This window comes from Bacteroides sp. AM32-11AC, assembly GCF_003603515.1.
Lineage (GTDB): Bacteria > Bacteroidota > Bacteroidia > Bacteroidales > Bacteroidaceae > Bacteroides > Bacteroides uniformis.
Genome location: NZ_QTNH01000008.1, coordinates 141,459 through 167,132 on the forward strand (window position 1 = coordinate 141,459; position 25,674 = coordinate 167,132).

General features: G+C 52.3%; 13 protein-coding genes and 1 tRNA gene. All 14 read left to right on the forward strand.

What is annotated here, in order from left to right; translation table 11 throughout:
- Positions 1–33: 33 nt before the first annotated feature.
- The 14 genes from DW800_RS10545 to DW800_RS10615 all read left to right on the forward strand — a co-directional run bounded on the left by DW800_RS10545 (position 34) and on the right by DW800_RS10615 (position 25,555).
- A complete protein-coding gene (locus tag DW800_RS10545) occupies positions 34–888 on the forward strand; it encodes a DUF3316 domain-containing protein (RefSeq protein WP_005830316.1) in 855 nt (284 codons plus the stop codon).
- A gap of 44 nt (positions 889–932) precedes the next feature.
- The gene (locus DW800_RS10550) at positions 933–1,949 is read left to right on the forward strand and encodes a S41 family peptidase (RefSeq protein WP_085931088.1); all 1,017 of its coding nucleotides are present in this window, start codon (positions 933–935) and stop codon (positions 1,947–1,949) included.
- Positions 1,950–2,025: 76 nt separating this feature from the next.
- Positions 2,026–2,107, forward strand: a tRNA-Leu gene (locus DW800_RS10555).
- A gap of 168 nt (positions 2,108–2,275) precedes the next feature.
- Positions 2,276–5,140: a hypothetical protein gene (locus DW800_RS10560; RefSeq protein WP_005830320.1), complete on the forward strand. Its 2,865-nt coding sequence runs from the start codon at positions 2,276–2,278 to the stop codon at positions 5,138–5,140.
- Between the two features lie 178 nt (positions 5,141–5,318).
- A complete protein-coding gene (locus DW800_RS10565) occupies positions 5,319–8,342 on the forward strand; it encodes a SusC/RagA family TonB-linked outer membrane protein (RefSeq protein ID WP_005830322.1) in 3,024 nt (1,007 codons plus the stop codon).
- Between the two features lie 18 nt (positions 8,343–8,360).
- Positions 8,361–9,911: a RagB/SusD family nutrient uptake outer membrane protein gene (locus tag DW800_RS10570; RefSeq protein WP_005830324.1), complete on the forward strand. Its 1,551-nt coding sequence runs from the start codon at positions 8,361–8,363 to the stop codon at positions 9,909–9,911.
- Positions 9,912–9,923: 12 nt separating this feature from the next.
- Positions 9,924–12,023, forward strand: a complete 2,100-nt coding sequence (locus DW800_RS10575) for a family 43 glycosylhydrolase (RefSeq protein ID WP_119958042.1) — start codon at positions 9,924–9,926, stop codon at positions 12,021–12,023.
- Between the two features lie 17 nt (positions 12,024–12,040).
- Entirely contained in the window at positions 12,041–13,432 is a 1,392-nt protein-coding gene (locus tag DW800_RS10580; protein ID WP_034529406.1) for a glucoamylase family protein, read from the forward strand.
- Positions 13,433–13,551: 119 nt separating this feature from the next.
- Positions 13,552–15,843: a beta-glucosidase BglX gene (gene bglX / locus DW800_RS10585; RefSeq protein WP_117713850.1), complete on the forward strand. Its 2,292-nt coding sequence runs from the start codon at positions 13,552–13,554 to the stop codon at positions 15,841–15,843.
- Positions 15,844–15,980: 137 nt separating this feature from the next.
- Positions 15,981–19,016, forward strand: a complete 3,036-nt coding sequence (locus DW800_RS10590; protein WP_119958043.1) for a SusC/RagA family TonB-linked outer membrane protein — start codon at positions 15,981–15,983, stop codon at positions 19,014–19,016.
- 84 nt (positions 19,017–19,100) lie between these two features.
- Complete coding sequence (locus tag DW800_RS10595; RefSeq protein WP_009037721.1) at positions 19,101–20,621, forward strand: RagB/SusD family nutrient uptake outer membrane protein; 1,521 nt, start codon at positions 19,101–19,103, stop codon at positions 20,619–20,621.
- A gap of 315 nt (positions 20,622–20,936) precedes the next feature.
- Positions 20,937–23,273 carry a beta-glucosidase BglX gene (gene bglX / locus DW800_RS10605; protein WP_119958055.1) on the forward strand — a complete coding sequence of 779 codons (2,337 nt, stop codon included), beginning with the start codon at positions 20,937–20,939 and terminating at the stop codon, positions 23,271–23,273.
- 39 nt (positions 23,274–23,312) lie between these two features.
- Positions 23,313–24,176, forward strand: a complete 864-nt coding sequence (locus DW800_RS10610) for an endonuclease/exonuclease/phosphatase family protein (protein ID WP_008662722.1) — start codon at positions 23,313–23,315, stop codon at positions 24,174–24,176.
- Positions 24,177–24,220: 44 nt separating this feature from the next.
- A complete protein-coding gene (locus DW800_RS10615; protein WP_117713771.1) occupies positions 24,221–25,555 on the forward strand; it encodes a glucoamylase family protein in 1,335 nt (444 codons plus the stop codon).
- Positions 25,556–25,674: the final 119 nt, after the last annotated feature.

Here is a 25,674-nt window from a genome sequence, read left to right on the forward strand (position 1 = left end):
TAACGATTACTAATTTGTAATTGATAATTTAATATGTACATATACAAGATAATAATCCTATGCGGACTGCTCTTGGGAAGTGTCGGACTGAAAGCACAAGAAGCACAATGCAGCATCGACCGGAAGCTACGGGCTGACTCCACCAACCGTAACCGTATTATCACCCGTGCCACCATGTATGGTGTCGGCTTCACCAACGTGTTCGACACTTATCTTTCACCTCAGGAGTATAAGGGAATCGATTTCCGTATCTCCCGCGAAAGCATGCGGATGACACGGTTGATGGACGGCAACGTGTCTCTGCAAACTTTCTTCCAGGCAGACTTGGGATATACACACAACAAAGTAGACAATAACAATACATTCTCCGGACTGGCCAACTGGAACTACGGCCTGCATTATAATTTTCCAATCACGGGCAATTTCAAACTGCTTGCCGGAGGAGTCGGCGACTTCAACGGTGGCTTTGTCTATAATCTGCGCAACGGAAACAACCCCGCCCAAGCACGTGCCTATATCAACCTTGCCGCATCGGGAATGGCTATTTGGGACTTGCGCATCAAGAACCGTCCCATCACACTACGCTATCAGGTAAATCTTCCCTTGGCAGGTATCATGTTCATGCCCAACTATGGACAGTCCTACTACGAGATATTTACGTTAGGACATTGGGACGGAGTAGTGAACTTCACCTCCCTGCACAACCAGCCCTCTCTGAGACAAATGCTGACCGCAGACTTTCCGGTGGGACGTGCCCGGATGCGTTTCGCTTACATATGGGACGCACAACAGTCCAAAGTAAATGAAATAAAGACACATACTTACTCGCATGTATTCATGGTGGGGTTCGTAAAGGAACTCTATCTGTTTCCTAACAAGAGAAAGTAAAAAGTGACAAGGTGATAAACGATAAAATGATAAGGATAATGTGCATGAAAAGAAGATATATTTTAATAATTTGGAGTATCCTACTCACGTTATTGCCCCTATTGAACGGATGTATTCGTGAGGAAGAGTTCGACAATACCCCACAAGGCAATTTCGAAGCCTTGTGGAAAATAATAGACGAACAGTACTGCTTCTTGGACTACAAGCAAATAGACTGGGATGCCATCCATGACAAGTACCAGCCACTCATTACCCCGGGAATGAGCTACGACGGTCTATTTGAAATATTAGGTAACATGCTTGCCGAGTTAAAAGACGGACATGTCAACTTGTACTCTTCTTCCAACATGGCGCGCTACTGGGACTGGTATCTGGATTATCCTCGTAACTTCAACGAAAGTATCATTGAAAAGTACCTGGGAAGAGACTACCGCATTGCTGGAGGCGCCAAATATACCATATTGGAGGACAACATAGGATATATCTATTACGGTGATTTCTCTAGCGGCATCGGAAACGGCAACCTGGATGAGATTCTGTTATACCTTTCCGCTTGTAACGGCCTGATTATCGACGTGCGCAACAATGGTGGCGGCAACCTGACAAACGCCACCCGAATGGCACAACGCTTCACGAATGAAAAAGTACTGACGGGATATATTCAGCACAAGACCGGCAAAGGCCATAGCGATTTTTCAGATCCGACTCCCATTTATGTGGAACCTTCCAACAGTATCCGCTGGCAAAAAAAGGTAATTGTCCTGACCAACCGTCATTCCTATAGTGCAACCAATGATTTTGTCAACTCCATGCGCTGTTTTCCCAATGTCACCCTGGTTGGTGATAAAACCGGCGGCGGGTCGGGCCTGCCATTCTCTTCGGAACTGCCCAACGGATGGGGGGTACGCTTTTCTGCCAGCCCGCACCTCGATGCCCAAAAACAGCATATCGAGTTCGGCATCGACCCGGACAAGAAAGTGGATATGAGCAAAGAAGATGAGAACAATGACTTGGACACCATCATTGAGGAAGCAAGAAAAATACTGAAAGTGACTTTCTAAAACGACTTTATCTACAAAACAATTTGCCAAAACGAAAATTCTTTCTATCTTTGCTCCCGCTAATCGGAATTATTCCGCGGATGTGGCGTAATTGGCAGCCGCGCCAGACTTAGGATCTGGTGCCGTGAGGCGTGTAGGTTCGAGTCCTATCATCCGCACAATCCCTATAATAAATTTCAAAAGACAAACAACTAAGAGGGGAGGATATTCATTAAGAAACATCCTCCCTAACCGCTTCAAGTACCTTTTTTATCTCATCAAAACACAATATTTAGAATACTTATTGTATCTTTGCTTCCAAGAAACACTTCGATTAACCTGAAAAAATGAAACAAAATACGATAAGACCGATGCTTTTCAAGTATTGGGTAGTGTGCCTTCTATTGTTCATCCTCTTCATCCAGGCCAGGGCTTCTTCCTTCATGCCCGCCGTCACCAACTATCTTGCCAAAGACTATGAAGCCGGTTATCAGAACTGGGCATGTGCGCAAGGCAGCAACGGCGAAATGTATTTCGGCAACAGCCAGGGGCTCCTGGTATATGACGGTTATCGCTGGACTCTCCACAAAGTGCCGGGGAACCATATTGTCCGTTCGGTGTATGTGAAAGAAGACCGTATCTATGTGGGGGCATTCGAGGAATTCGGCTATTTCAAGTATTCGGAGGCAGGCACTCTCCGGTACCATTCTTTGAGCAAATTCCTGAAAAATTTCCCCATGGAGAACAACGAGATATGGAACATTGTAGAGCTGGACGGCCGCATCTACTTCCAGTCGTTCAGCGCCTGGTTCTCCTACGACGGGAAGATGGTACACGCTTTCCGCAACAGACAGCAACAGCCGCTCTACTTCTACACCCAAAACGGACATATCTACACACAGATGATTGATGAGGACTTCTATGAATTCGACGGCAAGGATTTCCTTCATCTCTTCCCCCGCAGCCAAGTGAACGATGACAATGTAGTGGCATTACTGCCCGACGGGGACGACAGCTTCCTGATGGTCACAGAGAATAACGGATTGTTCCGCTACAACGGTGACATCACCCCCTGGAAAACAGACATTGATGCAGAGCTGAAGAAACAGCGAGTGAACCGCGCCGTCATGACCAATGATTCCATATTCATGATAGGTACAGTCTTGAATGGCATATACGCCATCGACCGCAAAGGACATTGCCTCTGGCACTTCAATCTGGATAACCGTCTGGACAACAACACAGTCCTGGGCTTGTTCTGTGACAAAGACAACAACGTATGGGCAGCATTGGACGACGGCATCGCATACATCCACCACAACTCACCCGTCATGCTGCTGACTCCTGCCAACCATGAAACCAAACTGGGCATGGTGTACGACATAGCCCACCGGGGCGACTGTTTCTATCTGGCCACCAACCAGGGCTTGTACGAATACCACCAGGTTACCGAGAATCTGCGCCTGCTTCCCCATACTGAAGGACAGAACTGGTATGTGAAGGACATTGACGGGCAACTCTTTGCAGGCAACAATGCCCATACCTTATTAATAGGCGAAAAAGGGAATGTTTCCGTCATAAGCAATACCAACAGCAGTACGTGTCTGATAAAGTGCACCCTCTATGGCGAAGAGATACTGTTGGAATCATCCTACGCCAATTTGCGTATCTATAAAAAGAAGAACGGGCAATGGACCTTTTCGCATGTCATAGACGGCTTCATTGCACCGGTCATGCACTTGGAGGTGGACCAAAGCGGTGTCATCTGGGCTTCACACATGTATCAGGGAGTCTATAAAATAGTCTTGAGCGATGACTTGTCGGCTGTAAAAAGCGTACGGCACATCTCCCATTTAGGCTCGGAATATATCATCGGCCCTATCCAAGTAATGAAAATGCGAGGACGTATCGTCTTTTCCAGTCCCAACGGCTTCTATACCTATGACGACATCACCCGGCAGATTATCCCCTTCCAAAAGCTGAATGCCATTCTGCCTTACATCAGGAATGCTCATTCTGTGGTATCCGTCACGAACGACCGCTTCTGGCTGTCCGGTTCACATGAGTACGTACTGGTAGAGTACGCAGAAGGAGAGTACATCGTGAAGCAGCGCATCCTCATCGAACTGTTTGATTCTCCATGCATAGAGAACTACAACAATGTGTTCGTCGACAATGACGTTGTCTATTTTAATCTGAACAACGGAATCGCCAGTTACAGCAAAAACACAGACAGCCTCAGTCCTACTCTGGAGTCCGCCCTCTCACTGAGCTCGGTCACTGCTTCCTCTTCCGATAAAAAGGAGAAACGCCTGCCTCTGTCTGGAAATGTCGAACTGGAAAGCAATTACCGGGATTTGCTGTTCTCAGTAAGCCTGCCGCATTACAATAAATTGTCCGTACATTTCCATTATGTCCTGCAAGGAGGACAAGGCATGGCGCTGACATCGGACCTGAAAGAGCCCGAAATCCGCTACGGTAGCCTGGATTACGGAGAATACACATTCCAGGCAGAAGCCTATAATGATTTGGGACAGAAAATCGGTGAGGTGGAATATCATTTTGCCATAGCCCGCCCTTTCTACCTCTCCTATTATGCCTTTGCGCTCTATCTCATAGTTCTCACAGCGCTTGTCTACTTTTTCTCCAAGTGGCGCGCCAACCGTGCCATGGAAAAGAAACGGAAGGAGTATGAGGCAGAGCAGGTGCAGCAGAACATCAAGATGCGCGAGCAGGAGCATCTGATAACTCTGCAGCAACAGCAATTGCTGGAAGCCGAGTTGTCGGCAAAGAGTAAAGACCTTGCCAGCATGGCACTGGGTGTATTTGCCAAGAACGAGGTCCTGGAGAAACTTCGTACTGTCGTACAAGAGTCCCTGGTGAAAGGGCAATATGGACGCAAGAACCTCGAATCTCTGCTGAAGCTCATCAACGAAAACATCGAGACACAGGAATTTTGGGATGTATTCCAGAACAATTTCGACCTGATTCATGAGAAATTCTTCCGTAATTTGCGCGAACGTTATCCCAGTCTTACCGCTACCGACCTCCGTTTTTGTGCGCTGCTGCGCCTGAATCTTTCTACGAAAGACATTGCGCAAATGACCAACCTCACTATCCGGGGAGTAGAGGCAGCACGCTACCGTTTGCGCAAGAAACTGGATATCCCCGACGGAACGGGATTAGTGGATTTTCTCATCGACTTGAAATAAAGCGGCTACAAATCATTCAATCATAACAAACTGATTATTAGAAACAAGTAACACGAAAACGTAGTAAAACGGTACCCATTTTTACCCTAAACGTATTATCGTGGTAGTGTTTTTTTTTGCCTTACTTACCGTAATTACTTCCTTTGCCGGCAGAATTATTAACTCTTAAATTTAGTTTATGAGAAGGCAAACTTTATTTCTTCTATTCATGATTTTGTTCTCATTGCCACTGACAGTTTTGGCACAAGGAACAAAGACAGTTAAAGGAACTGTTGTTGATCAGAACAACGAACCGATTATTGGAGCCACGGTTGTAGTAAAAGGCTCTACTATTGGAGCAGCTACCGACCTCGACGGTAACTATGTACTGAACGGCGTCCCCGAAGACGCAACTCTCGTATTCAACTATTTGGGCATGTTGCCGCAGGAAATAAGCGCTGCGGGACAATCCGTCATTAATGTAAAGCTACGTGAAGATGCACAACTACTGGAAGAAGTTGTTGTTATCGGTTACGGTTCGGCCAAGGCGAAAGACCTGACGGCCCCGATTGACGTTGTCAAAGAGAAAGAACTTATCAATGTTCCTACCTCCTCCCCGATGGCAGCATTGCAGGGAAAGGTACCGGGTGTTAACATCATCAATTCGGGAACGCCGGGCGAAGGTCCTAAAGTGACCATCCGTGGTATGGGTTCCTTCGGTGACACTTCTCCTCTCTATGTAGTGGACGGAATGTTCTACGACAACATCAACTTCCTGAACAATTCCGACATTCAGGACATGACCATCTTGAAAGACGCATCCGCATCTGCCATCTACGGTGTACGCGCCGCCAACGGTGTTGTAATCATCACCACCAAGAAAGGAAGCCGCAACCAGGATGCCAAGATTACCTATAACGGTTATGTAGGTATTCAGAAAGCCACCAACCTGCTGGAGATGTGTAACTCTCACGAGTATGCCACCATGATGTTGGAAGCCAACCCGGAAGCTTACCGGTCGATTTTCGAAAAGTCAGTAGCCGAATTCGGAGGCAATATGGAAAACCTGCAATTCAATGCCGATACCAACTGGTATGACGAACTGTTGCGCACAGCCATGATGACCAATCACAGCTTGAATATCTCCGGTGGTACGGAAAAAGCGACCTACTCTGCCGGCATGAGCTATCTGGCACAAGACGGTATCATGGACGTGGAAAACTACTACCGCCGCTTGAACTTCCGTGCCGCCCTTGACTACGAAGCCCGCAAATGGCTGAAAGTAGGCTTCAACGGCGTATTCAGCAACTCGCAGCAGCAGCTTCCCAAGAATGCCGCATGGCAACAGGCATACAACACACCGTCTATCATCCCGGTGTATGATGACCGCCGCGACGATGCCGTGTTCCCTAAGAAGTACACATCGCCCGAGCAGGTGGGCCTGACCAACAACTTCAACAATCCGGTAGCCACTGCCAACTATTACGACAACCGGAACGAGACCTACCAAGTGCTGACCAACTTCTATGCACAGCTCAACCTCATCCCCGACAAGCTGAATATACGCAGTAGCTACAGCTACGACTACTCAATGATTCGCGGTTCTGAGTTCACTCCTACCTACTATGTAGGCACCAACCAGAAGAAAGAGGTTACCGAACTCACTAAAAAGAACACTAACTACTACAAATATATATGGGACAACGTGGCCACTTATACTGACAAGTGGGGCAAACACTCCTTTACCGGTATGCTGGGTGCATCCATGCGTCAAGAGCAATACCGCCTGCTCGAAGGTACCGCCACCAACGTGCCCGAAGGTGAGGACGTGTGGAAATACATCGCACTGGGCAACAAGGAAGGCGCTACGGTGAAAGACGACGGCTGGAAATACCGCGGTCTCTCCTATTTCACCCGACTGAATTACAACTACAACGACAAGTACATGTTGATGTTCACCTTCCGTGCCGACGGCTCGTCCAAGTACAACGACAAATGGGGCTACTTCCCCTCCATCGGTGCCGCATGGGTCATCTCCCAAGAACCGTTTATGAAGAACCAGAATATCTTCGACTACATGAAGCTGCGTGCCAGCTGGGGTAAGCTGGGTAACGACAAGATTGCTGCCAGTGCAGGCTTCGCAAGCATACAGAACGTACAGTCCGTATTCGGTCCCAATACCGCCATCGACGGATTCATCAACACCACCAACTTCAGCTGGCTGGGTTGGGAAGTAGTGAACGAAACCAACGTGGGCGTCAACTTCAGTACACTGAAGAACCGCTTGAACGCCGACATCGACTGGTACTACCGTCTGACTGACAACGCCGTGATTTCACCCAAGCTCCCGATGAGTGGCGAGCTGCTGGCCGGCAACAACGGACAGATTCTGAATACCGGTATCGACCTCTCCTTGAACTGGAACGACAAGATTGGCCAGGACTTCAATTACAACATCGGCGTCAATCTCTCTTATCTGCATAACGAAGTGAAAAGCCTAAAAGGAAACATGAAAATCATCAAAGGCGGAAAGACCGTGAATATGGTGGGCGAGACGATGAACTCATTCTATGGCTACAAGGTCATCGGCATCTACCAGACTCCTGAACAATGTGCTGCCGACCCCATCGCCGTGGCCAACGGACTGGAACCCGGCGACTTCATCTACGAGGACGTGAACGGCGACCATGTGATAGACGGAAACGACAAGCAGGTGTTGGGCTCATACGTGCCCAGCTTTACTTATGGCTTCAATGCCGGATTCTCTTATAAGAACTTCGACTTCAGCCTCACTACCTACGGACAAGCAGGCGGCGAACTGTGGAACCGTAAGCGTGCCCTGCGCTATGCAGCCGACTACTATAACTTTGACCGTGCACAGTATGAGAACCGCTGGACGGGTGCAGGCTCTACCAACGAACATCCGTCGGCCAAGGCTCTTCTCAAAACCTGGAACAAATCAGACAGTAACAACGCTTCCTATTTCGTAGAAAGCTCCGATTACTTCCGCATCCAGAACATCACGCTGGGCTACTCGTTCAAGAACTTGAAGATAGGCAGCTACGTGATGCCGGGACTCCGCCTCTCATTGACGGCCGACCGCCCCTTCACTACCTTCAAGGCCAACAGCTTCACACCTGAAGTGTCGGATGCCGAAGGTTGGGATACCGAAGTATACCCTCTGACTTCAACCTATACTTTCGGAGTGCAAATAGATTTCTAAACCCTAAAACGTAAAACAATGAAATTCTTAAAGAAAACATTCGCATATATACTTCCGGCCATGATGGTACTGGGAGGAGCTACCGCTTGCACCGATTTCATAGAAATCGATCCGGAGAACAAAGTTCCCGAACAAGGCGTGGACTTTACCAACAAGAACAATATGTACCAACCCGTAGTGGGTGCCTACTCCAAAGTACGCACACAGGGCATGCACTGGTGCAACGCACTATTGATGTTCACCCGCGACGGTGACGTGTGGTCGGGCCGTACCGATGACCAGGGCGATGCCGTGGCCTTCGGACGCAAGTTCAACTACAACAACTCATTCTGGGCACTGAACCAGGTATGGATGAACTTCTACGACATCATCCGCATCACCAATGCCGCCCTGCAAAGCCTCGACGGTTATGCCGAATATCTTGCTGCAGGAAGCGAAGATTACAAAACCTACGAATCCTATTGCGGCGAAGTACGTACCATCCGTGCATGGGCTTACTATTGTCTGGTGACCAATTTCGGTCCCACCGTCATCTACCGTGACAACCTGCAGACCGATTTTCGCCGTTCTACCGTAGAGGCCGTATATAATTATATGCTGGAAGATTTGAACTACGCCATCGACAAACTGCCCCGCATGCGTCCCAACCAGATGGAACACAAGGGAGCCGTGACAGCCTTTACCGCCCAAGCATTGGCCGCCCGCATCTATCTGCTGAAAGGAGACTATGCACAAGTGGAGACACTGACCGATGACATCATCAAGAACGGTGGATTCCGTCTCTACGACGACTTCTACCAGCTGTTCAAAATTCCCGGAAAGTTGTGTGACGAATCTTTGTTCGAATGCCAGGTAACAGACTACGGCAATGGTTCTGGCGATTACCTGGGCGTAGACCAATGGTTCAATTTCCAGGGTCCGAACATGGCAGAGAGGTATGATGAAGTAGTGAACGCAGACGGTACCATCAGCTACAAGCAAGCCGAAGGCACCAAGTCCATAGGCGGCTGGAATTTCATAGGCTATGAACCCGAGTTCGTGGCATGGGCCGAAGCCCGTGGCGAAGGTGTGCGTGCCGAAACTTCTTTCCTGAAAGCCCTGAGCAAGACGCGCGAGGGTTGGCAGGTAGGTCCCACATCGGCCACCAAGACCGACTGTTGGAACGGCAAAGGTTACCTTCCCTACAATCAGATGACTCTTCCACGTACGACCTACGGAGCCAACAACAATGTGCGTATCATCCGCTATGCCGAAGTGCTGCTGATGAACTCCGAAGCCAAAGTCAGACTGGGCAAGGATGGAGACGCAGGCTACAACGAAGTGCGCCGGCGTGCAGGCATGAGCACCAAAACCGGTGTTACCCTGAAAGACGTGATGGACGAACGCCGGATGGAGCTTTGCGGCGAATGGTGTGCCCGTTATGTGGACTTGGTGCGTACCGGCGATGCCGCCACCGTACTCGGTCCCAAAGGATGGACAGCAGAAAAGACTTATTGGCCCATACCAGCCAACCAGTTGGACGACCTTCCCGACCTGAAGCTGGAACCCATTGACGGAATTGCCGAATAAATCCGCTCCAATATGGTAAAAAGATTCCTAATCAGTTGTGGAATAGCCTTTGCCGCTCTGACGGCAAAGGCAACCCCTGACGATTCCATCAAAGTGGTGAAGGGGCAAGTCAGTGACTATTATATCACTGTAACCCAAGACCGTATCGTAAAAGGACACGTACTGGACACCAACCGCCAGCCACTCACAGGCGCCACAGTCATGTTCTTCGCAAGTCCCATGCACAATACCACTGCCCACGACGGCAGCTTTGCCATCAAAGGAGCGAAGAACGACGTGCACCTGTATGTCTACTATCCCGGGAAAAAGATAGTGAACAGAATCCTGGCACTGGATGAAACCGATATTGAGGTAGTGATGGAAGAAGAGGTACACAAGGCAACCGCAATCCGCCGTCCCGCCCAGGCGACCCGGTGGTATGACCCACAGGCGCCTCTGTCGCGCACCTTCTGCAATCCGATGAACATCAGTTACAATTTCGAGCCTTTCAACAACAATGTGCGTCCCAACGGTTCGTTCCGTTCCTCTGCCGACCCGATGGCGGTGGAATACAAGGGAGAATACTTTCTGTTCTCCACCAACCAGGGCGGTTTTCACTATTCCAAGAACCTGGTGGATTGGGATTTCGTTCCTGCCGGCTTCCAACGCAAGCCTACGGACGACGACCAGTGCGCACCGGCAGCCTATGTAAGCGGTGACACGCTGTTCTATACCGGCTCCACCTACGAAGGCCTTGCCGTGTGGTACAGCACACACCCCAAAACGGGACGTTTCAAACGTGCCATCGAAAAGAATGTGCTTCCCACATGGGACCCCTGCATGTTTCTGGACGATGACGGCAGACTGTATATGTATTATGGCTCCAGCAATGAATATCCGCTAAAGGCGGTGGAACTGGACCGGAATGATTTCTATCCCATCAGCAAGATTCACGACGTGATGATGCTCCGCCCCGAAGAACACGGCTGGGAACGTTTCGGCATGAACAATGACGATGAAGTGACACTCCGCCCATTCACAGAGGGCGCTTACATGACCAAACACAATGGCAAATATTATTTCCAATATGGTGCTCCGGGCACTGAATTCAAAGTCTATGCCGATGGCGTATATGTTTCGGATTCCCCGCTGGGCCCGTTTGTCTACCAGAAGCATAACCCGATGTGCTACAAGCCGGGCGGTTATGTGCAAGGTGCCGGTCATGGAGGCACGTTCTGCGACGTGAAAGGCAATTACTGGCACGTGGCCACCTGCATGCTCTCCCTGAAGTACAAGTTCGAACGCCGCATCGGTCTTTATCCGGTGGCTTTCGACAAGGATGGTGTCATGTATTCGTCCACTGCCTTCGGCGATTATCCCAACTGGGCAGCACCGATGGACGTAAAGAACCCTGCAGAGCGTTTCACGGGATGGATGCTTCTGTCCTACGGCAAACCGGTGGAGGTATCATCTACGGATAGCATCCATGCAGCTTCCAACCTGACGGACGAAAGTATGCGCACCTACTGGGCAGCCCGTTCCGGCAACCCCGGCGAATGGGCCGGGATAGACCTGGGCAGTACAAAGAATGTACGTGCCGTGCAGTTGAACTTCTACGACCATAAAGCGGTTCAATACAACCGTGCCATGGATATTTATCACCAATACCGTATTTTTGCTTCCGAAGACGGAAAAGAATGGACATTGGTCATAGACAAGAGCGACAGTGACAAGGATTGTCCGCACGACTACATCGAGCTCAACGAGCCGTTGCGTGCCCGTTATCTGAAATACGAGAATGTGCACATGCCTACGGGAAATGTCGCCTTGTCCGGCTTCCGCGTCTTCGGGAACGGTGACGGCGATGTCCCGCAAGCCGTGAAAGGACTGACTGTGAAACGTGACAGGAAAGACCGCCGGAATGCCCTTATCTCCTGGCAACCCGAAGCAAGCGCCTATGGCTACAACATCTACTACGGCACCGCCGAAGGCAAGATGTACAATGCCATCACGGTACTGGGACAGACGGAATATGACTTCCGCGGACTGGATGCGGACACGGACTATTACTTCACCATCGAGGCGCTGAACGAAAACGGCCGCTCGCCATTGTGCAAGACGACAAAAAATTAAACACAAGAAATAAAGATATGAAAAAACCAATAATGATACATGTGCTGGCTTTGTTCCTGATTTCCACATTGGCGGGCTGTGCATCCTGCTCTTCCGACTTGAAGGAAAACGGGAAAGAGAACGGAAAAGAGGAAAAGCCCGACACAGAGGAAGTACGTCCCGAATCATTCGCTTCGGATGACGAAATGCTTGATTACATCCAGAAGGTACATTTGAACTACATGTGGGACGGTGCGGAACCGACCTCCGGACTGGCACGCGAACGCATCCACCTGGATGGGGATTATCCCGAAAAGGACCAGAATGTTGTCACCACCGGCGGCAGCGGATTTGGTATAGCCGGACTGCTGGTAGGCATCGAACGCGGCTTCATCCCCAGGGAAGAAGGCGTGAAGCGCCTGACCAAGATTGCCGATTACCTGAAACGCGCCGACCGCTTCCACGGCGTATGGCCCCATTGGTTGTACGGCCCTACCGGCAAGGTGAAACCTTTCGGACAAAAAGATAACGGCGGAGACTTGGTGGAAAGCTGCTTCCTGATGCAAAGCTTGCTTTGCGTACGCCAATACTTCCGCGACGGCAACGAGCAGGAAAAGGCGCTGGTAGAGAAGATTGACCAATTGTGGAAAGAGATGGAGTTCAGCTGGTATCAGAATGGCAAGGATGTCATCTACTGGCACTGGTCTCCCGAATACAACTGGGAAATGAACTTCCCGCTGGAAGGCTACAACGAAGCATTGATTGTGTATGTGCTCGCAGCCTCCTCCCCCACTTATCCCGTTCCGGCTTCAGCCTACCACAACGGCTGGGCACGCGGCGGCGGCATCAAGTCCGACTCTGCCCCCTACGGCCTGCCTTTGGAATTGAAACACAACGGAGCCGAGAAACTGGGCGGTCCCTTGTTCTGGGCACAATACTCGCACATCGGTCTGGACCCGCGCAACCTGAGCGACCGCTATGCCAACTACTGGAACGTGGTGCGCAACCATGCCCTCTCCAACTACCGCTACTGCGTGGAGAATCCCAAACAATACAAAGGTTACGGCGAGGACTGCTGGGGACTGACCGCCAGCTACTCTACCAAAGGCTATGCAGCCCACTGCCCGGGCGACAACGACCATGGTGTCATCACACCGACAGCAGCCTTGTCCAGTTTTCCCTACACACCGGAGGAATCCATGCGTGCACTGAAGTATTTCTATTCCAAAGGCGACTGGATTTGGGGCAAGTACGGATTCTACGATGCCTTCTCCGAGGGAAGTGACTGGACGGTGCCCCGCTATCTTGCCATCGACCAATGCACCATTGCCCCGATGATTGAGAACTATCGTTCCGGCTTGTTGTGGAAACTCTTCATGAGCTGTCCCGAGGTTCAGGAAGGATTGCAGAAGCTGGGATTTAAGGCTTAGGGATTTACGATTGAAGTTAGTATGCGACATGATGGAGCAGCTAAGCTTAAGTTGAATTTCTATATCACTATTCCCCTCCCCCTTCAGGGGGCCGGAGGGGATAATCAAAATTATATCATATGAAGAAATACACATTATTAGCAGCCTTGGCTTTCTCTGCCCTCACCGTGACGGCAACGCCCAAAGAAAACACATCCCAAGGCAATCCGCAGGAGATGGATAAATTCATTACGGAGCTGATGGGCAAAATGACGCTGCACGAGAAAATCGGTCAGCTCAACCTGCCGGTAACGGGAAACATCGTCACCGGACAAGCCAAGAGCAGCGACGTTGCCGGTAAAATCCGCAACGGTGAAGTCGGAGGTCTGTTCAACCTGAAAGGCGTGAAGAACATCCGCGAAGTGCAGAAACTTGCCGTAGAGAACAGCCGCCTGGGCATCCCCTTGCTGTTCGGTATGGACGTGATTCACGGTTACGAAACGGTATTCCCCATCCCCTTGGCACTCTCGTGCAGTTGGGACATGGAGGCTATAGAGAAATCGGCCCGTATCGCCGCCATTGAGTCGAGTGCAGACGGTATCTGCTGGACGTTCAGCCCGATGGTGGACATCTGCCGCGATGCCCGTTGGGGACGTGTATCAGAAGGCAACGGTGAAGACCCCTTCCTGGGTTCAGCCATTGCACAAGCCATGATTCGCGGTTATCAGGGCAAGGATATGAGTGCCAACAACGAGATAATGGCTTGCGTAAAGCACTTCGCACTGTATGGCGCCGGAGAAGCCGGCCGCGACTACAACACGGTGGATATGAGCCGCAACCGTATGTTCAACGAATACTTCCCTCCCTACAAGGCTGCCGTAGAAGCCGGTGTGGGTAGCGCAATGACCTCCTTCAATGAAATTGACGGAGTACCCGCCACTGCCAACCACTGGCTGCTGACCGACGTACTGCGCAACCAATGGGGCTTCGACGGCTTCGTGGTGACAGACTATACAGCCATCTCCGAAATGATAGACCACGGAATCGGCGACCTGCAGGAAGTATCCGCACGTGCCCTGACCGCCGGAACAGACATGGACATGGTAGCCGACGGATTTATCGGCACACTGGAAAAGTCTCTGAAAGAAGGCAAAGTGACCGAAGCCGACATTGACAAAGCCTGTCGACGCATCCTGGAGGCCAAATACAAGCTGGGATTGTTTGCCAATCCGTACAAATACTGTGACGTGAAGCGTGCCGAAAAAGAAGTGTTCACTCCCGAACACCGTTCCATCGCCCGCCAGATTGCCACAGAGACATTCGTACTGCTGAAGAACCAGGACAACCTGCTGCCCTTGCAGCGCAAAGGCAACATCGCCTTGATTGGCCCGCTTGCCAACACCCGCGCCAACATGCCGGGTACTTGGAGTGTGGCAGCCACGGCAGACAGATACAGCACCCTATTGGAAGGTTTCAAGAATGCTGTCGGCTCCAAGGCCAACATTCTCTATGCACAAGGCAGCAACTTGATGTACGATGCCGACTACCAGACACGCGCCACGATGTTCGGCCGTGAACTGCCCCGCGGCAATGACCAAGAACTGCTGGACGAGGCCCTGAAAGTAGCCGCACAAGCCGATGTCATCGTAGCCGCTCTCGGCGAGTCTTCCGAGATGAGTGGTGAGAGCAGCAGCCGTTCCGAACTGGAAATGCCGGACGCACAGCGACACCTGCTGGAAGCATTGCTGAAAACGGGCAAGCCCGTAGTATTGGTATTGTTCTCCGGACGTCCCGTAGTGCTGACTTGGGAGGATAAGCATGTCCCCGCCATCCTGAATGTATGGTTCGGAGGTAGCGAAGCTGCCGATGCCATTGCCGATGTAGTGTTCGGAGACGTTTGCCCCAGCGGTAAGCTGACCACCACCTTCCCGCAGAATGTAGGCCAGTTGCCTATGGCATACAACCACAAGAATACCGGACGTCCTCTGAAAGAAGGCAAATGGTTCGAGAAGTTCCGCAGCAACTACCTGGATGTGAGCAACGACCCGCTGTATCCTTTCGGCTATGGCTTGAGCTACACCACCTTCCAGTACAGTGACATCACGCTCAGCTCCAAGCAACTGAATGCGGACGGCAAGCTGACCGCTTCCGTAACCGTAACCAATACGGGTAACTACGATGCAGATGAAATCGTACAGCTCTATATCCGCGACTTGGTGGGCAGCATTACCCGCCCCGTGAAAGAGCTGAAAGGCTTCGAGCGCATCCACCTGAAAAAAGGCGAAAGCAAGCAGGTGACCTTCACCATTACCCCCGAATTGCTGAAGTTCTACAACTACGACATACAGTATGTATACGAACCCGGCGAGTTCCATGTAATGATTGGACCCAACAGCCGCGATGTAAAGACTACGAGTTTTGAGTTGAAATAGGTATAGTTTTGCTTTTAGGTAAGAGGGCAGTCCGCGAAAACCGGGCTGCCCTTTTTTAACACCGTCACCAAATCTTTTTTGCATTTTGATTGTTCAGAGGAGAAACTGAATGATTTATCCACTAAAAAATCAATGTAATGAAGAAGAACCTAAACCTTCCCAAGAAGAAAACCGGAAGACTGAGAAACCTATTTCTGACGGTGTGCCTGCTGGCAAGTGTCGCCGCATCAGCGCAGGAGAAAACAGTAACCGGTACCGTGACCGATGCCCTGGGTGACCCGCTGATTGGTGCCACCGTATTGGTGCAGGGAACCTCCAATGGCGTGATTACCGACATAGACGGCCGGTACTCCATCCAGGCCACCCCGGAGAACACATTGGATTTTTCCTATGTAGGCATGGTGAAGCAAGCTGTCAAGGTAGGCAGCCAGTCGGTAATCAACGTCCAGATGAAAGACGACTCGCAGATGCTGGCCGAAACCGTTGTCATCGGTTATGGCAGCGCCAAGAAGCGAGACCTTACGGGCTCCATCACCAACATTAAAGGCGACGAAATCGCCAACAAGCCGGTGGTCAACCCCGTATCCGCACTGCAAGGAAAGATTGCCGGCGTGCAGGTGATAAACTCCGGCAAGGCAGGCTCCGACCCGGAAATCCGTGTACGCGGAACAAACTCCATCAACGGCTACAAGCCACTCTATGTGGTGGACGGACTGTTCAACGACAACATCAACTTCCTGAATCCGCAGGACATCGAATCCATGGAGATACTGAAAGACCCGTCGTCGCTCGCCATCTTCGGTGTGCGCGGTGCCAACGGCGTGATTATCATCACCACCAAGAAGGCGAAAGAGGGACAGACACGCGTCAATATCAACGGCTCGTTCGGTTTCAAGTCCATCACCGACAAAATTGCACTGACGGATGCCGAAGGCTTCAAACTGCTGTACAACGAACAGTTGAGGAATGAAGGCAACCCGGAATACAACTTCTCGGACTGGACGGGAAACACCAACTGGCAGGATGAAATCTTCCAGACTGGGTTCATCACCAACAACAACATCAGCATCACGGGTGCCTCGGACAAGAACAGCTTCTATCTCGGTGCGGGCTATGCTTACGAGCAAGGCAACATCAAGCACGAGAAGTACAGCAAAATCACGCTGAACATCAGCAACGACTATAAAGTGACGGACAACCTCAAGGTAGGTTTCCAATTCAACGGGGCACGCATGCTGCCCGCCGACACGAAGAGTGTGGCTACAGCCCTGCGCGCAGCTCCGGTGGCGCATGTATTCAACTCCGAGTACGGCCTCTACACCTCACTGCCCGGATTCCAGAAGGCACAGATGAACAACCCGATGGTGGACGTAGACCTGAAGGCGAATACCACGAAAGCCGAGAACTACCGTGGCTCGGGCAACGTGTACGGGCAATGGGATTTCCTGAAACACTTCCAGTTCAAGGCCATGTTCTCCCTGGACTATGCCTCGAACAGCACACGGACATACACCCCGGTTATCCAGGTATATGACGCAAGCGTCGAGGGAGACATAGCCACGCTGGGCAACGGCAAGACCGGAGTGTCCCAAGCCAAAGAAACGGAAATGAAGGTACAGAGCGACTATCTGCTGACCTACACCAACTCCTGGGGAGACCACAGCGTGACGGCCACAGCCGGTTTCACCACCTACTACAACAAGCTCGAGAATCTGAACGGCGCCCGTACCCAAGGGGTAGGCCTGGTCATTCCGGACAATCCCGACAAATGGTACGTAAGTATCGGTGACGCAGCCACCGCCACCAACGGCAGTACGCAGTGGGAGCGCTCCACCGTGTCCGTGCTGGCACGCGTGCTCTACAACTACAAGGGCAAGTACCTGTTCAACGGCTCCTACCGCCGCGACGGTTCTTCCGCCTTCTCCTACACCGGCAACCAGTGGCAGAACTTCTACTCCGTCGGCCTGGGCTGGCTGATGAGCGAGGAAGCATGGATGAAGGACATCACCTGGCTGGACATGCTGAAACTGAAAGGCTCATGGGGCACACTGGGCAACCAGAACCTGGATCGTGCCTATCCCGCCGAACCGTTGCTGACGAATGCCTACTCCGCCGTGTTCGGTACCCCGTCTGCCATCTATCCGGGCTACCAGCTTGCCTACCTGCCCAACCCCAAACTGCGCTGGGAGAAGGTGGAAGCCTGGGAAGCCGGTGCAGAAGCCAACTTCCTCCGCAACCGCCTGCACTTTGAAGGGGTGTACTACAAGAAGAAAACCAAAGACCTGCTGGCCGAAGTGCCGGGCATCTCGGGCACCGTACCGGGTATCGGAAACCTCGGCTCCATCGAGAATTCGGGCGTAGAGCTTGCCTTGAGCTGGCGCGACCGGATAGGCGACTGGAACTACAACATCGGTATGAACCTTGCCACCATCAAGAACAAGGTACTGAGCCTCGTGCAGGAAGGCTACTCCATCATAGCCGGAGACAAGCAGCAGAGCTACACAATGGCAGGATACCCCATCGGCTACTTCTACGGCTACAAGGTGGAAGGCGTCTACCAGACCCAGGAGGAGATTGAGCACTCTCCCAAGAACACACTGGCAACCGTCACCCCGGGCGACCTGAAATTCCGCGACGTGAACGGTGACGGTGAAATCACCACGGCAGACCGTACGATGATTGGTAATCCTACACCCGATGTCACCTACGGCTTCACGCTCGGCCTGGGCTACAAGAACTGGGAGCTTGCCGTTGACATGATGGGGCAGGGCGGCAATCAGATTTACCGCACGTGGGACAACTACAACTGGAGCCAGTTCAACTTCATGGAGCAACGCATGGACCGCTGGCACGGCGAGGGTACCAGCAACACCCAGCCACTGCTGAACACCAAGCATACCATCAACAATCTGAACTCCGAGTATTACATAGAGGACGGCTCGTTCTTCCGCATCCGTAACATGTCGCTGGCATACAACTTCGACAAGGCGCTGATTTCGAAGATAGGCATGCAGGCACTGAAGCTCTACGTGAACATACAGAACCTGAAGACCTGGAAGCACAACACCGGATATACCCCGGAACTGGGCGGATCGGCCATCGCTTTCGGGGTGGACGACGGCAGTTATCCGATGCCGGCGATTTATACGTTCGGATTTAATCTGACGTTCTAAAAGCCTCTCCCCTAAATAAGAAAGAGTAACTTCAAACCTCCCCCGACCCCTTCAAAGGAAACGGGGAATGAAAAATATAAATTTATGAAACTGATAAAATACATATTTACATTGCTGGTGGGTGCAACAGCCCTCTCACTGACATCCTGCAACGACTTCCTGGACCGCGACCCGCTGGGGCAGTTCACGGAAGATGACTCTCCTAACGCCCTTGTAGGCGGGAAGATATTCAACGTCTACTACCTGATGCGCTCGTACGACATCACTGCCGGTATTCCTGCTTTTATGGTGCACATGGTGCGCAGCGAGGACTCCGAGAAAGGCAGTGATGCCGGCGACGGCAGCAACGAGGCCGCCATGTGGGACGACTTCGAATACACTGCCTCCAACGGCCCTCTGAGTGCCTATTGGGGACAGAACTACAAAATCATCTACCAGTGCAACGAAATCCTGGACGACATTGAGAAGAGCGGACACAAGGACGACACCGAAGCCATCCGCAACCGTGGCGAAGCGCTCTTTTTCCGTGCCTGGTGCTACTTCAACCTGGTACGCGCCTTTGGCGAAGTGCCGCTGGTCACCATCAAGGTAGTGGAAGCCTCCGATGCCAACGTGCCCAAGACCACGGCGGAAAAGATATACGAACAGATTGACAAAGACCTGACCGAAGCCGAAGAATGCCTGCCCCTGCGGTGGGACAGCGACTATACGGGACGGCTGACCTGGGGCGCCGCACGCTCCCTGCACGCACGCACCTATATGATGCGGAACGATTGGGACAATATGTACACAGCCTCCACCGAAGTGATAAAGTCGGGCATCTACAACCTGAATACACCGGTCGACAAAGTCTTCACCGTAGAAGGGGAGAATTGCGGTGAGAGCATCTTCGAACTGCAATGCGAAGCCACCGATGCCATGAAAGAGGATGCCAGCATCGGCAGCCAGTTCTGCCAGGTGCAAGGGGTGCGCGGAGCCGGCGAGTGGGACCTGGGATGGGGCTGGCACATGGCCACCAAACTGATGGGAGAAGCTTTTGAACCGGGCGACCCGCGCCGGAACGCCACATTGCTCTACTTCCGCCGCAGCACGGACGAGCCCATCACACCGGAGAACACCAACCAGCCTTATGGCGAGTCACCCGTATCCACCGCCATGGGTGCCTACTTCAACAAGAAGGCCTACACGGACCCGACACTGCGCCGCAAGTACACCCGCATGGGTTTCTGGGTAAACATCCGCCTCATCCGCTACCCGGACGTGTTACTGATGGCTGCCGAAGCCGCCAACGAGAAAGGGCTAACGGGCGAAGCCGCCGGGTATCTGGAACAAGTACGCGCCCATGCCCGCGGCACACTGGCAGACGTGCTTCCGAAGGTAGAATCTGCCAGCCAGTCTGTGCTGCGTGACGCTATTCGCCACGAACGCCGCGTAGAGCTGGCACTGGAACCCGACCGCTTCTACGACCTCGTGCGCTGGGGCATTGCCAAAGAAGTGCTGCAAGCTGCCGGAAAGAATTACCAAGACAAGAATGCGCTGCTGCCTCTGCCCCAGACAGAGATAGACAAATCGAACGGAGTACTGGTGCAGAACCCCGACTATTGATACCCGGCCAAAGGAAACAGCCGGCCCAATCAATGGCAAAAGGTCTGTTTCATAACTTACTTGCAATCAAAGCATTGCTACTGCAAAGAGCTGCAAACTTTTTGCAGTGGCACTGCAAAGGTGTTGCAGTAGCACTGCACAACAGTTGCAGTGTCGCTGCAAAGCAGTTGCAGTAGCGCTGCAAACCGTTTGCAGTATCACTGCAGAGATATTGCAGCACCGTTGCAAAGAAGTCATAGCGCCACTGCAATAGAGTGACGGCAATCTAAAAACAATGAAGGGAACATACTTACAAACAATTAATTCAATATGAATATGAAGAAAATTTTCAAGAGAACAAGTCTGCTGCTCGCAACCGCTTTAATAGGTGGCACCGCCACCGTGCAGGCGCAGAAATCTCCGCAGGACATGGACCGCTTCATCGACGCACTGATGGGCCGGATGACTGTGGAAGAGAAAATCGGCCAGCTCAACCTGCCCGTGACCGGAGAAATCACCACCGGTCAGGCAAAGAGCAGCGACGTGGCCAAGAAGATTGAGCAGGGGCTCGTGGGAGGGCTTTTCAATCTGAAAGGAGTGGCCAAGATACGCGACGTACAGAAACTGGCCGTAGAGAACTCCCGCCTGGGCATCCCCCTGCTGTTCGGCATGGATGTGATACATGGCTATGAGACCATCTTCCCCATCCCCCTCGGCCTCTCCTGCACGTGGAATATGGCAGCCATCAAGCAGTCTGCCCGCATAGCCGCTACAGAAGCCAGTGCCGACGGTATCTCATGGACCTTCAGCCCGATGGTAGACATCAGCCGTGACCCGCGCTGGGGACGTGTATCCGAAGGTTCGGGCGAAGACCCGTTCCTCGGAGGCGCCATCGCCCGTGCCATGGTGTTGGGGTATCAGGGAAAAGACCTGAACGACCAACTGACACGGAACGACGAAATCATGGCATGCGTCAAGCACTTCGCACTGTACGGTGCCGGAGAAGCCGGACGCGACTACAACACCGTAGACATGAGCCGCAACCGCATGTTCAACGAATACATGTACCCCTATGAAGCAGCCGTCCGCGCCGGAGTGGGTAGTGTGATGGCCTCCTTCAACGAAGTGGACGGCGTGCCCGCCACCGCCAACCACTGGCTGATGACAAACGTGCTGCGCAAACAATGGGGCTTCAACGGTTTTGTGGTGACCGACTTTACCGGTATCTCCGAAATGGTGGAACACGGAATCGGCAACCTGCAGACCGTTTCCGCTCGTGCGCTCAACGCCGGTGTGGACATGGATATGGTGAGCGAAGGTTTCGTGGGCACGTTGAAAAAGTCGCTCACCGAAGGCAAAATAACCATGAAGACGCTGGATGCAGCCTGCCGCCGCATCCTTGAAGCGAAATACAAGTTAGGGCTGTTCGATGACCCTTACAAATACTGCGACCTCAGCCGTCCCGCACGCGACATCTTCACGCGCGAGCACCGCGACGCCGCACGCCGGATTGCCGCCGAAAGCTTTGTGCTGCTGAAAAACGAACCTTTTGAGGGACAAGGCAAGAAGTCTTCTCGTCCCGTCCTTCCTTTGGAGAAGCAAGGCACCGTCGCCGTCATCGGCCCCCTGGGCAATACCCGCAGCAACATGCCCGGTACCTGGAGTGTTGCCGCACGCCTGGACGACTATCCCTCTCTGTACGAAGGATTGAAAGAAATGACAGCCGGCCGGGTGAACATCACCTACGCCAAAGGCAGCAACCTCATCGGTGATGTAGCCTACGAGGAACGCGCCACCCTATTCGGCCGATCGCTGAGCCGGGACAACCGTACGGATAAGGAACTGCTGGACGAAGCTTTGAAGGTGGCCTCCGGTGCCGACGTGATTGTAGCCGCCCTGGGCGAGTCTTCCGAAATGAGCGGTGAAAGCTCGAGCCGTACCGACCTCGGCATCCCCGACGTGCAACGCACCCTGCTGGAGGCCTTGCTGAAGACCGGAAAGCCCGTTGTACTAACCCTCTTCACCGGCCGGCCGCTGACGCTCACCTGGGAGCAGGAACATGTGCCCGCTATCTTGAACGTATGGTTCGGTGGCAGTGAAGCGGCATACGCCATCGGCGACGTACTGTTCGGTGACGTGAACCCAAGCGGTAAGCTGACCATGACTTTCCCGAAGAACGTAGGGCAGATACCTTTATTCTACAACCACAAGAATACCGGTCGCCCGCTGGCTGCCGGCAATTGGTTCGAGAAGTTCCGCAGCAACTATCTGGATGTGGACAATGAACCGCTGTATCCCTTCGGCTACGGGCTCTCATACACCACTTTCCAGTACAGCGACATCGCCCTCAGTACCCCGGTCATGGGACAAAATGGCTCCACCACTGCCGTAGTCACCGTGACCAATACCGGCAAACGTGACGGCGCAGAAGTCGTGCAGCTCTATATCCGCGACCTCGTAGGCAGCATTACCCGCCCCGTACGCGAGCTGAAAGGCTTTGAAAAGGTGTTCCTGAAAGCGGGCGAAAGCAAGACCGTATCCTTCAAGATTACCCCTGAGCTGCTCCGCTTCTACGACTACGACCTCAACCACGTGGCCGAGCCGGGAGATTTCGATGTGATGATAGGTGGCAGCAGCCAGGCAGAAAAGACAGCCCGACTGACACTGAAATAAAATAAAATATTTAATATTGCACTCTAAAAACAAGAAAACATGAGATATACTACTTTACTCCTTTGTTTTTGCAGCATTCTGCTCCTTGGCAGCTGCAAGAGCCAGCCCTCCGCACAGAACGGACAGCCGCTGGAAGTGATGACGTTCAATGTCCGCCTGGATATTCCTTCGGACAGTGTAAACAACTGGAATTACCGCAAGGGTGACGCCTGCCGTATGATAGCCTACTACAGCCCCGACTTGCTGGGCATGCAGGAAGTGCTTCACAACCAAATGGAAGACCTAAAACGCGGGCTGCCGCAATACACAGCACTCGGTGTGGGGCGCGACGACGGCAAGGAAGCAGGCGAATACTGCCCGATATTCTTCCGGACCGACCGGTTTACACTGGTGGAATACGGCAATTTCTCCCTCAGCGAGCAACCCGAAACTATCGGCATCAAGGGCTGGGACGCTTCCTACAACCGTGTCACCACCTGGGCGATACTGCAGGAAAAGAACAACGGACAAAAGTTTGTATATTTCAACACCCATCTGGACAACGACGGAAAGACAGCCCGCAAAGAGGGCGTGCAACTCATTCTCGACAAAATCAAGGAGATAGCACCGGACATGCCCGCCATCATCACTGGTGACTTTAACTGTACGCCCGGTGAAGAACCTCTGCAAACGCTGGAAAAGGGAGGAATGGAAAATGCCGCAAAGACAGCTGCCGTCACCTACGGTCCGTCCTGGTCTTTCCATGACTTCGGCCGTCTGCCGGTGGAGGAACGCGTACTGCTGGACTATGTCTTCGTGACCAAAGGCGCAAAGATAGACCGCTACCGCGTTATCCAAGACAAACCGGAGAACAGCTACCTTTCCGACCACTGTCCTATACTTGTTGAATTGACCGTGCAATGAATATAGATAAGTAAATGATAAAAAAACAAGTAAGCATTGGTACAATGAAAATACAATACTGTTTATTATTGTTCCTGCTGTTGCTCGGTTTCACGCAATGCAAAAGCCCCGCCGCCAAAGAAGACCGGCTGAGCGACGATGCCTTGATGGACACCGTACAGCGCCGTACCTTCAACTACTTCTGGGAAGGTGCCGAGCCCAACAGCGGACTGGCACGCGAACGCATCCACATGGACGGTGTCTATCCGGAGAACGACCAGAACGTAATCACGTCCGGTGGAAGCGGCTTCGGCATCATGGCTATACTTGCCGGTATAGACCGCGGCTATGTCACCCGCCAGGAAGGGCTGGAACGAATGGAGAAAATCGTCTCCTTCCTCGAAACCGCTGACCGTTTCCACGGTGCCTACCCACACTGGTGGTATGGCGATACGGGCAAGGTGAAACCCTTCGGGCAGAAAGACAATGGCGGCGACCTGGTAGAAACAGCCTTCATCATGCAGGCGCTGCTCTCCGTCCACCAGTACTACATCGACGGTTCGCCCGCCGAGCAAGCCCTCGCCGCCCGCATCGACAAGCTGTGGCGCGAAGTGGACTGGAACTTCTACCGCCAGAACGGCCAGAACGTGCTCTATTGGCACTGGAGTCCGGAATACGGTTGGGAAATGAACTTTCCCGTACACGGTTACAACGAATGCCTCATCATGTATATCCTTGCCGCCGCCTCGCCTACCCACGGCGTGCCTGCAGCAGTCTATCACGAGGGCTGGGCGCAGAACGGGGCCATTGTAGACCCTCATAAAGTGGAGAATATCGAGTTGCATCTGCGCTATCAAGGCACAGAAGCCGGACCGCTCTTCTGGGCACAATACTCGTTCCTCGGCCTCGACCCCATCGGGCTGAAGGATGAATACTGCGCCAACTACTTCGACGAGATGCGTAACCTGACGCTTGTGAACCGTGCCTACTGTGTCCGCAACCCCAAGCACTACAAAGGTTTCGGGCCCGACTGCTGGGGACTGACAGCCAGCTACTCCGTCAACGGATATGCCGCCCACGCTCCCAACGAACGCGACGACCAGGGAGTCATCTCTCCAACTGCCGCCTTGTCATCCATCGTCTATACCCCGGAACAGTCGCTGCAGGTGATGCGGCATCTCTACGAGATGGGCGATAAAGTCTTCGGACCCTATGGCTTCTATGATGCCTTCAGCCAGACGGACAACTGGTATCCCCGACGCTACCTCGCCATCGACCAGGGCCCGATAGCCGTGATGATTGAGAATTACCGGTCGGGGCTGCTGTGGAAGCTCTTCATGAGTCATCCGGATGTGCAGAAAGGACTGGAGAAACTGGGATTCTCAACGATTCCCAAATGACATCTTATGCTAAAAACGGGTGTATTGGAACAGACTATACACCATTTTTCAGACGCAGATGATGCAGATTTATTTTTCAGACAGAAGAACAAAAAGACAAAAGAGAGGAAATAAATATG